The 8,888-nt window shown below is 68.7% G+C and carries 9 protein-coding genes and 1 pseudogene; 6 read left to right on the top strand and 4 right to left on the bottom strand.

The features are described from left to right. Positions 1 to 133 precede the first annotated feature (133 nt). The 3 genes from ACFWPJ_RS16560 to ACFWPJ_RS16570 form a co-directional block, all read right to left on the bottom strand. On the bottom strand, positions 134 to 469 hold the full coding sequence (locus tag ACFWPJ_RS16560; protein ID WP_378852179.1) for a calmodulin: 336 nt from the start codon (positions 467 to 469) through the stop codon (positions 134 to 136). 164 nt (positions 470 to 633) lie between these two features. After that, positions 634 to 1,665 carry a TlpA family protein disulfide reductase gene (locus ACFWPJ_RS16565; protein ID WP_378852181.1) on the bottom strand — a complete coding sequence of 344 codons (1,032 nt, stop codon included), beginning with the start codon at positions 1,663 to 1,665 and terminating at the stop codon, positions 634 to 636. Between the two features lie 65 nt (positions 1,666 to 1,730). Next, positions 1,731 to 1,874, bottom strand: coding sequence for a hypothetical protein (locus tag ACFWPJ_RS16570; RefSeq protein ID WP_378852183.1), 144 nt, complete (start codon positions 1,872 to 1,874; stop codon positions 1,731 to 1,733). On the opposite strand from ACFWPJ_RS16570, the gene ACFWPJ_RS16575 reads away from it, so the two are divergent. The 6 genes from ACFWPJ_RS16575 (at position 1,873) to ligA (ending at position 8,466) form a co-directional block, all read left to right on the top strand. Beyond that, positions 1,873 to 3,099 carry a cysteine desulfurase family protein gene (locus ACFWPJ_RS16575; protein WP_378852185.1) on the top strand — a complete coding sequence of 409 codons (1,227 nt, stop codon included), beginning with the start codon at positions 1,873 to 1,875 and terminating at the stop codon, positions 3,097 to 3,099. The two genes, ACFWPJ_RS16570 and ACFWPJ_RS16575, sit on opposite strands and share 2 nt — an antisense overlap. Beyond that, complete coding sequence (mnmA, locus tag ACFWPJ_RS16580) at positions 3,099 to 4,202, top strand: tRNA 2-thiouridine(34) synthase MnmA (RefSeq protein ID WP_378852187.1); 1,104 nt, start codon at positions 3,099 to 3,101, stop codon at positions 4,200 to 4,202. The genes ACFWPJ_RS16575 and mnmA overlap by 1 nt, the downstream gene beginning before the upstream one ends. A 259-nt stretch (positions 4,203 to 4,461) precedes the next feature. Further along, a complete protein-coding gene (locus ACFWPJ_RS16585; protein WP_378852189.1) occupies positions 4,462 to 5,538 on the top strand; it encodes a methionine synthase in 1,077 nt (358 codons plus the stop codon). 67 nt (positions 5,539 to 5,605) lie between these two features. Continuing rightward, the gene (locus ACFWPJ_RS16590) at positions 5,606 to 5,845 is read left to right on the top strand and encodes an AbrB/MazE/SpoVT family DNA-binding domain-containing protein (RefSeq protein ID WP_378852191.1); all 240 of its coding nucleotides are present in this window, start codon (positions 5,606 to 5,608) and stop codon (positions 5,843 to 5,845) included. After that, entirely contained in the window at positions 5,838 to 6,269 is a 432-nt protein-coding gene (locus ACFWPJ_RS16595) for a type II toxin-antitoxin system VapC family toxin (RefSeq protein WP_378852193.1), read from the top strand. The genes ACFWPJ_RS16590 and ACFWPJ_RS16595 overlap by 8 nt, the downstream gene beginning before the upstream one ends. An 82-nt stretch (positions 6,270 to 6,351) precedes the next feature. Next, positions 6,352 to 8,466 carry an NAD-dependent DNA ligase LigA gene (gene ligA, locus ACFWPJ_RS16600; RefSeq protein ID WP_378852195.1) on the top strand — a complete coding sequence of 705 codons (2,115 nt, stop codon included), beginning with the start codon at positions 6,352 to 6,354 and terminating at the stop codon, positions 8,464 to 8,466. A 56-nt stretch (positions 8,467 to 8,522) separates the two neighbouring features. On the opposite strand, the pseudogene ACFWPJ_RS16605 reads toward ligA, so the two are convergent. After that, positions 8,523 to 8,888: pseudogene (locus ACFWPJ_RS16605) on the bottom strand (hypothetical protein); the annotation flags it as partial.

Consider the following 8,888-nt stretch of genomic DNA (forward strand, 5'->3'; position numbering starts at 1 on the left):
CAGATGCTGGCGGGCGCCCGTACATTTTTTTATACCACCGCGACATGTTGTTTTCGACACCCCCCACGCCCCCCCCCGCCCGACGGCCCCCCCGCCGGACCCGGGGGGGTACCCCCCGCCGATGGCGTCGCTACTAGCGGATCTCTCGGGTGAGCCGGGATGACCACGGGCACCAGAAGCAGCCCGGGAGGAAACCGCCGCAAGCCTCGTCCAGGTTTTCCTCGACGTAGTTGATAGCCGAGTCGCAGATCTCGATCGCCACGGTGAAGAAGGTGATCGTGTCCGGGTCGAGATGGAAGCTCCACCCCGGGTTGTAGTCGGCCGGCCGTTTCCTGATGCGTCCCATGACATGGATCGACATCGTCTCCTCGCCGGACAGAATCCGACGCGCTTCCTCGATGCGCTGCTCGTTATTGAGCCGGATGACGAATTCCTTGCCGGAGTAATCGGTGAATGCGAAGTCCGCCATAACATCTCCCTGCCAAACGTAGTGGATGGGGTTTGCGTGCGGTTCTGCATCAGAGCACTCAATATCGTATCGGCGTGCGAGCGCTGTTGTAAACGAAATTCTTTGTGCGCCAATCAAAATTCGACTGGGCGCCCGTTTCCGGCGGCGGTAACCAGGCTGAGAGGTCAGTTCCGACGGGGGATAGCGGCGTGGTCGCCATTGCTTCGAGAGGAAAGCTGGGTTCGGATCGACTTCCCGGCGAAAGTCAATTCACGGATCGCGATAGCGCCCCGCGCAACGGGCGCGGCGACTCGGCCCTCGGCGTCGATCAGCACAGCCGACGGTGTACCGCGGACGCGGTAGCGCAGCGCCGCCTCGTTGCCCTGCTGGACCAGCGACGGGATCTCGCCCAGACCCTGTTCGATACCCCACACGGCCTGCTCGGCTGCGTCGCCGTTCCCGACGGCGACGATGGTCATGGCCGTGCGCGCCCGCCACCGCGGCAGCTCGCGGGCCAGCGCGGCGCACAGCTCACAGCCCGGATGCACGAACACCAGCAGCACTGCCCGACCCGCCGAGAGCAGGTCCGCGAGATTCGTGCGGGCACCCGCGACGTCGAGCAACTCGAACTCCGGTGCAACCGAGCCGACCGGCAAGCCCTCGGCGCCCAGCGTCGAGAGCGCCTGCTCGTCCAGGCGCCGCCGCAGCACACCGACCTGGCCGACCAGCCACGCCAGGACCCCGCACAGCAGCGCGCCGAGCGCGAGTCCGGTCGCGGCATCGGCGGCCAGTCCCGCGGGCACCGAGGGATGGGCCAGCGCGCCCCACAGGACCGATGCCGCGAGCACCATCAGCACACCGTTGCGCGCGATGCTGCGCGCGCCGATCGGCGTCGTACTCGCTGCGCCGAAGCAGGAGCACGAGGGGCGCTTGCCGCGCCGCAACAAGCCGGCCATGACCACCGTGAAGACCGTCAGCAGGACCAGCGCGCCGACTGCCGCCGCGGCCGCAGTCCACGGCAGGACGACGCCGACCGCCACCACCGCCTCGGCGACCGGCAGCCCCCATGCCACGGCGGGCACCCACCGCACCGGCACCCCGAACTCGCCCACCGCCTGCCGCGTACCGGCGCGATCGGCCAGTTTTCCCCAGGCCGACAACCCGAACACCACAGCGAGCGCCAACCGCGTGACCCACACCCCGTATTCGATCAGCATGGACCGCACCCTCCCACATCAGCGGTTATTCGAATTCGGAATCGCCGGAAGAGTAGTGGACGAACTCAGCTGATCGGGGTGTTGATCCGGGAATACCCGATGGCGGTGCGCGGGTTGAGGATCGTGGGTAAATCGTAGAAATTTCGTAGAGAGCAGGGGTGGACCCCGAAGATGCCCAGGTCAGCGGTGATATAGGCTTTGTCGGTCATGAAGTCGGCTTATACGGGTCCGGTCAACGGTGCGCCCAAGACGGTCTACCTCGACCACGCGGCGACCACTCCGATGTTGCCCGCCGCCGTCGAGGCGATGATGGCTGCGCTGAGCACGGTGGGTAATGCCTCGTCGCTGCACGGATCCGGGCGGGCCGCACGGCGGTCGCTGGAGGAGGCGCGCGAGTCGATCGCGGCCGATCTGGGGGCGCGGCCGTCGGAGGTCATCTTCACCTCCGGTGGCACCGAGAGCGACAATCTGGCCGTCAAGGGCATCTTCTGGGGGCGCAGGGCGGGCGATCCGCGGCGCACCAGGATCGTCACCAGCGCGGTCGAGCATCACGCGGTGCTCGACGCGGTCGAGTGGCTGGAGAAGCACGAGGGCGCGCGGGTCACCTGGTTGCCCGTCGACGCCGAGGGTGTCGTCTCGCCGCACGCGCTGCGCGAGGTGCTCGCCGAGCAGGCCGACGAGGTCGCGCTGGTCAGTGTCATGTGGGCCAACAACGAGGTCGGCACCGTCCAGTCGATCGCCGAATTGGCCGCTGTCGCACAGGAATTCGACGTCCCGATGCACAGTGATGCGATCCAGGCGGTGACCCAGCTCCCCATCGATTTCGGCGCGAGCGGGCTGGCCGCGCTCAGCGTCGCCGGGCACAAGGCAGGCGGTCCGCACGGTATCGGCGTGCTGCTGCTCGGCAGGCAGGTCCCGTGTGTGCCGCTGGTGCACGGCGGCGGACACGAACGCGACCTGCGCTCGGGCACCTCCGATGTGGCCGCGGCCGTCGGCATGGCCGCCGCGCTGCGCGAAGCGGTCGGTGACCTGCCCGCGCGCGCCGAGCAGCTGCGCGTGCTGCGCGAGCAGCTGATCGACGGTGTGCTGGCCGCGGTGCCCGACGCGGTGCTCAACGGGCCCGTCGACGAGCGTCGCCTCCCCGGCAACGCCCACTTCACCTTCCCCGGCTGCGAGGGCGACTCGCTGCTCATGCTGCTCGACGCCGCCGGTGTCGAATGCTCCACCGGGTCGGCCTGCAACGCGGGCGTGGCCTCCCCGAGTCATGTGCTGATCGCGATGGGTGTCGAGCCGTGGCAGGCCCGCAGTTCGCTGCGGTTCTCGCTGGGCCACACCTCGACCGGGGCCGATATCGAGACATTGTTGACCGTTCTTCCGCAGGTCATCGAACGGGCCAGAGCCGCGGGCATGGCCGGCGCTAGAGGAGGTGCCTGATGCGAGTACTCGCCGCGATGAGTGGTGGCGTCGATTCGGCGGTGGCCGCGGCGCGGGCCGTCGACGCCGGCCACGAGGTGGTCGGGGTGCACTTGGCGCTGTCGGCGACGCCGGGCACGCTGCGCACCGGTTCGCGCGGTTGCTGCTCCAAGGAGGACGCCGGTGACGCGCGCCGCGCCGCCGACGTGCTCGGCATCCCGTTCTACGTCTGGGACTTCGCCGACCGCTTCAAGGAAGACGTGATCGACGATTTCGTCGCCGCCTACGCCGCGGGCGAGACGCCGAACCCGTGCCTGCGCTGCAACGAGAAGATCAAGTTCTCCGCCCTCGCCGATCGCGCCCAAGCCCTCGGCTTCGACGCCGTCGTGACCGGTCACTACGCCCGGCTCTCCGACGGCGTGCTGCGCCGCGCGGTCGACGCGGACAAGGATCAGTCCTATGTGCTCGCGGTGCTCACCGCCGAGCAGCTCGCGCGCGCGATGTTCCCGGTCGGCGACACCCCGAAGCCGCGGATCCGCGAGGAAGCGGCCGAGCGTGGCCTGGCCGTGGCGAACAAGCCCGACAGCCACGACATCTGCTTCATTCCCTCCGGGGATACCCGCGCCTTCCTCGGCGCCAAGATCGGCATCCGTCCCGGTGCGCTGGTCGATTCCGACGGCACCGTCCTCGGTGAGCACGAGGGTGTGCACGGATTCACCGTCGGCCAGCGCAAGGGTCTCGGCCTCACCCACACCGCTGCCGACGGCAAGCCGCGCTATGTGACCGGTATCGATCCCGATTCCGGGACGGTCAGCGTCGGTTCGGTGGAAGACCTCCAGGTCGACGTCGTCACGGCCGATCGCGCTATCTGGACCTCCGGCGTGCGCCCCAGCGAGCCGGTGGAGTGCGTCGTGCAGGTACGCGCGCACGGCGGCACCGCGCCCGCCGTCGTCGAGCCCGAGGGTGACGGGTTCGTCGCCCGGTTGCGTGAACCGCTCACCGGTGTCGCCAAGGGTCAGGCGATCGTGCTCTACCTGCCGGATGCCGAGGGCGGGGACACCGTGGTCGGTAGCGGCACGATCAACGGCACCGACCGCGCCGGCGTCTCGGCGGATGCGATCTAGGGCCCCAGTCACCGCCGACGATCCTGTCGACCACTGCGCGCACCGTTCACTCTCGCGCCGATCGGTCGACATCCGGCCCGTCGGAGCGTTCAGTGAATGCTCAGCGCATGCCCGGCGTCGGCGCCCGCGGTGGTGCGGGGCAGGATGGTGACCGGCGGTCCGTGCGTCGCACGAGTCGGCGAGGCGCGGTCCGTGGAGCGTGACGTCCGCACCGTCCGGGTGATGGCTCAGTTTCGATGATACGAAAGGTGTTGAGCGCGTGACACTCTGGCGTAGCGAGACCTCGCACGAAGCCGCCGCACCGGAACCCGTCGACCCGCTCGTCGCCGGCATCGCCACCGGGATCGGCTCCTGGCCGGGCACCGACCCCCGCGAGGCCGCCGCGACGATCATCGGCGAGCTGCCCGACCTCCCGCACCTGGTCGAGCTACCCGATCGCGGTGTCGGCGCCGACATGATCGGCCGGGTCTCGGCCCTGCTCGTCGACCTGCGTTTCGATTCCACGACCCGCGGCTACCGCTTGGCCGCCCGCCCCGGCGCGGTGTCGCGTCGCGCCAGGGATCTCCTGCACGCCGACCTCGACGCCATCGAAGAAGCCTGGGAGACAGCGGGTCTGGCCGGTACGGGCCGCGTGGTGAAACTCCAGTCCGCGGGCCCGCTCACCCTCGCCGCCGAGGTCGAACTGCCCGGCGGACACCGCATCCTCACCGATTCCGGTGCGGTGCGCGATCTTTCGGAGTCACTCGCCGAAGGGCTGGTCCGGCACGCCGCGGAGGTCCGCCGACGACTCGGCGCCGAGGTGGTCATCCAGCTCGACGAACCCCGGCTCACCACAGTGCTCGACGGCTCCCTGAAGGGGCCGAGCATCCTGAACACCATTCGCGCGCTGCCCGAACCCGAGGCGCTGCACATCCTCGATACGGTGATCAACGCCCAGTCCGCGCCGGTCCTGCTGCATACCTGCGCATCCCGCCCCGCCCTCACCACGCTGGGCCGCACCGCCGCCACCGGGATCTCCTTCGACGCCTCGACCCTCACCACCGCCGACCTCGACACGCTCGGCGAGATCCTCGACTCCGGGAAGAAGGTCGCGCTCGGCCTGACCCCGACCGAGGCTCCGGCCACACCGATCACCTGGCGCGACGTCGCCGAACCCGGTGTCCGCCTGATCGACCGTCTCGGCTTCCCGCGCAGCGTCCTCGCCGACCGGATCCTGGTCACCCCGTCCTGCGGGCTGGCAGGCGCGCCCCTGTCATGGTCGCGCAAGGCGCTCGCGCTCACCAGTGATGTCGCCCGCGCCTTCGCCGAGGAACCGGAGTCGATCACCTTCGAATAGCCGTTTCCGCCGGGTGAGCTACCGAGCTATCATCTATTACATACTTGCCTATTAGATGGAGGCTGACATGCGGATGAACGCGAACGGCCAGGTCACCATCCCGGCTGAGCTCCGGTCGAGGTTCAATCTGCGAGAAGGCGACGAGCTCGATGTCATCGATGACGGCGGCACGTTGCGCATCGTGGTGAGCGGCGGTGCGGATAGTCCCGGCGAACGGCTTGTTCGCCAGATGCGTCGGCATCGTTTCGACAACCCCGATGTCGCAGGCTTGACGACCGACGAGATCATGGCATTGCTGCGTGACTGACGCGGTCACCGCGCTGCGGCGAGCCACCTTGGTCGACAGCTGTGTGCTCATCGATGTTCTGGATGGCGACCCGACTTGGGAACAATGGTCGGCATCCGAATTGTCCGCCGCACGCAATGTCGGCCGGGTGGTCATCAATCCGCTGATCTACGCGGAGGTTTCGATCGGCTACGCGACAAAGGAAGCGCTGGAGGCCGCGTTGCCGCCCGAATCCTTCGATCGTGAGCCACTGCCGTGGGATGCGGCCTTCCTCGCTGCCAAGGCGTTCCTCGTCTACCGTCGGCGGGGCGGCGAGAAGCGGTCGCCGCTGCCCGACTTCTACATCGGCGCACACGCCGCGATCAGCGGGTACCGACTGCTTACGCGCGATGCGGCGAGGTACCGCACCTACTTCCCCACGGTCGAGGTCATCGCCCCGGAATGAGCCCTGCGACGTGCGGGAACGGTCGGCGGAAGTGTCGGTGGGCTCGACTACTGTTCGACAGGTGAGTGACAGCGTGGTTTCCGTGAGTGCCGAGCCGGGCGCGACCCCCGAGCAGCGGGTGCAGTGGCAGCAGCTGGCGGACGAGGTGCGCGAGCACCAGTTCCGCTACTACGTGCGCGACGCGCCGATCATCACCGACGGCGAGTTCGACACCCTGCTGCGGCAGTTGCAGGCTCTCGAGGACGCGCACCCCGACCTGCGCACGCCGGATTCGCCGACCCAGCTCGTCGGTGGCGGGTTCGCCACGGACTTCACCGCCGTCGACCATCTCGAACGGATGTTGTCGCTGGACAACGTGTTCGACTACGACGAGCTGCGCACCTGGGCGAGCCGGGTGGAAGCCGAGGCCGGTCCCGACCTGCACTACCTGTGCGAGGTCAAGATCGACGGCGTCGCGCTGAACCTGGTGTACGAGAACGGCAAGCTGGTGCGCGGCGCCACCCGCGGCGACGGCCGCACCGGTGAGGACGTCACCCTCAACGCCCGGACCATCGAAGACATCCCGACCGAACTCACCGCGACCGAGGATTTCCCGATCCCGGAACTTCTCGAAGTGCGTGGCGAGGTGTACTTCCGGCTCGAGGACTTCGAGACCCTCAACGCCCAGATCGTCGCCGAAGGCAAACCGCCGTACGCGAATCCGCGCAATACCGCCGCCGGTTCGCTGCGCCAGAAGAACCCGGCGATCACCGCTGCGCGCAGGCTGCGGATGATCTGTCACGGCTTGGGCCGCATCGAGGGCTACCGCCCGCAGTCCCAGCACGAGGCCTACCAGGCACTGGCCGCCTGGGGCCTGCCGGTCTCCGAGCACACCCGCCTGGTCAAGGGCATCGACGCGGTCATCGAGCGTGTCGCCTACTGGGGCGAGCACCGTCACGATATCGAGCACGAGATCGACGGCCAGGTGATCAAGATCGACGAGATGGCGTTGCAGCGCCGCCTCGGCTCGACATCCCGCGCGCCACGCTGGGCCATCGCCTACAAGTACCCGCCCGAAGAGGCCACCACCACGCTGCTCAATATCGAGGTGAATGTCGGCCGCACCGGCCGGGTCACCCCGTTCGCGGTGATGGCGCCGGTCTCCATCGCCGGCTCGACCGTCGCCATGGCTACCCTGCACAACGGCTCCGAGGTCAAGCGCAAGGGCGTGCTGATCGGCGACACCGTCACCATCCGCAAGGCGGGCGACGTGATCCCCGAGGTCCTCGGTCCCGTCGTCGACGCCCGCACCGGCGCCGAACGCGAGTTCGTGATGCCCACACATTGCCCCGAATGCGGTACCGAGCTGGCGCCCGCCAAGGAGGGCGATGCCGACATCCGCTGCCCCAACCAGCAGCACTGCCCGGCGCAGCTGCGCGAACGCGTCTTCCACCTGGCGGGCCGCGGCGCCTTCGACATCGAAGCCCTCGGCTACGAAGCCGCCAACGCCCTGCTCACCTCGGGCGCCATCACCGACGAAGGTGACCTGTTCTCGCTCGACGAGCAGGCCCTGCTCGGCGTCCCGCTGTTCACCAAACAGGACGGCGCGCTCTCCGCCAACGGCGCCCGCCTGCTCGAAAACCTCAACGCCGCCAAGGACACTCCGCTGTGGCGGGTGCTCGTCGGTCTGTCGATCCGCCACGTCGGCCCGACCGCAGCCCGCGCCCTCGCCGCCGAATTCGCCAGCCTCGAGCGCATCGAAGCGGCCACCGGCGAAGAACTCGCGGCCACCGACGGCGTCGGCCCCACCATCGCCGCCGCGGTCGTGGAATGGTTCACCGTCGACTGGCACCGCGCCATCGTCGACAAATGGCGTGCGGCCGGTGTTCGCATGGAAGACGAACGCGACGACTCCATCGAACGCAACCTCGACGGCCTGTCCATCGTCGTCACCGGCTCCCTGCAAACCTTCACCCGCGACGGCGCCAAGGAAGCGATCCTGATCCGCGGCGGCAAGGCGGCGGGCTCTGTCTCGAAGAAGACGGCGTTCGTGGTGATCGGCGAAGCGCCCGGCTCGAAGGCTGCCAAGGCCGAGGAACTCGGCGTGCCGATCCTCGACGAGGACGGGTTCCGGTTGCTGCTCGAAGGGGGACCCGCCGCGGTGTCACCCGCGCTGGAGTCCGCCGAGGACGCGCCGGAGTCGGCCGAGGGCGAGTAGTCGTCGGCGGGATCCGCTGTAGCACAGTGGATCCCGCACCCTACTCAGCGCAATTCTCAGTTCGGCGTGACGGTAACTGTCGCGCCGGTCTGCCCCCGCAGCTGGAACGACGCACACTGCCCGTTCCGAATCTCCACATGCCGCCGCAGCTTCTTGGTCTCGCTGTCGATATCGATCGTCACATCGGTACTCGTCATCGAGCACACCTTCGACACACCCGCCAGCACATAGGTCTGCGACCCGGCCCCCTGACAAGAGTTCGTCTCATCCCCGAGAAACACCCGCGCGGTCCCGTTCGGGCACGGGTCGGCCACCGCGTTCGGCGCGCCCAGCAGCACCACCGGCACGGCGGCGCCGGCCGTCACCGCCGCGACGACAACCCCGCGAACCATCATCCGAACAGCCATCCTGCGCACCCATCC

This window comes from Nocardia sp. NPDC058497 (genome assembly GCF_042720195.1).
Lineage (GTDB): Bacteria > Actinomycetota > Actinomycetes > Mycobacteriales > Mycobacteriaceae > Nocardia.

Coding starts and splice junctions, on each gene's coding strand:
- ACFWPJ_RS16575 (WP_378852185.1), top strand. CDS start 1,873: ATGAAGTCGGCTTATACGGGTCCGGTCAACGGTGCGCCCAAGACGGTC.
- ACFWPJ_RS16565 (WP_378852181.1), bottom strand. CDS start 1,665: ATGCTGATCGAATACGGGGTGTGGGTCACGCGGTTGGCGCTCGCTGTG.
- ACFWPJ_RS16590 (WP_378852191.1), top strand. CDS start 5,606: ATGCGGATGAACGCGAACGGCCAGGTCACCATCCCGGCTGAGCTCCGG.
- mnmA (WP_378852187.1), top strand. CDS start 3,099: ATGCGAGTACTCGCCGCGATGAGTGGTGGCGTCGATTCGGCGGTGGCC.
- ACFWPJ_RS16560 (WP_378852179.1), bottom strand. CDS start 469: ATGGCGGACTTCGCATTCACCGATTACTCCGGCAAGGAATTCGTCATC.
- ACFWPJ_RS16570 (WP_378852183.1), bottom strand. CDS start 1,874: ATGACCGACAAAGCCTATATCACCGCTGACCTGGGCATCTTCGGGGTC.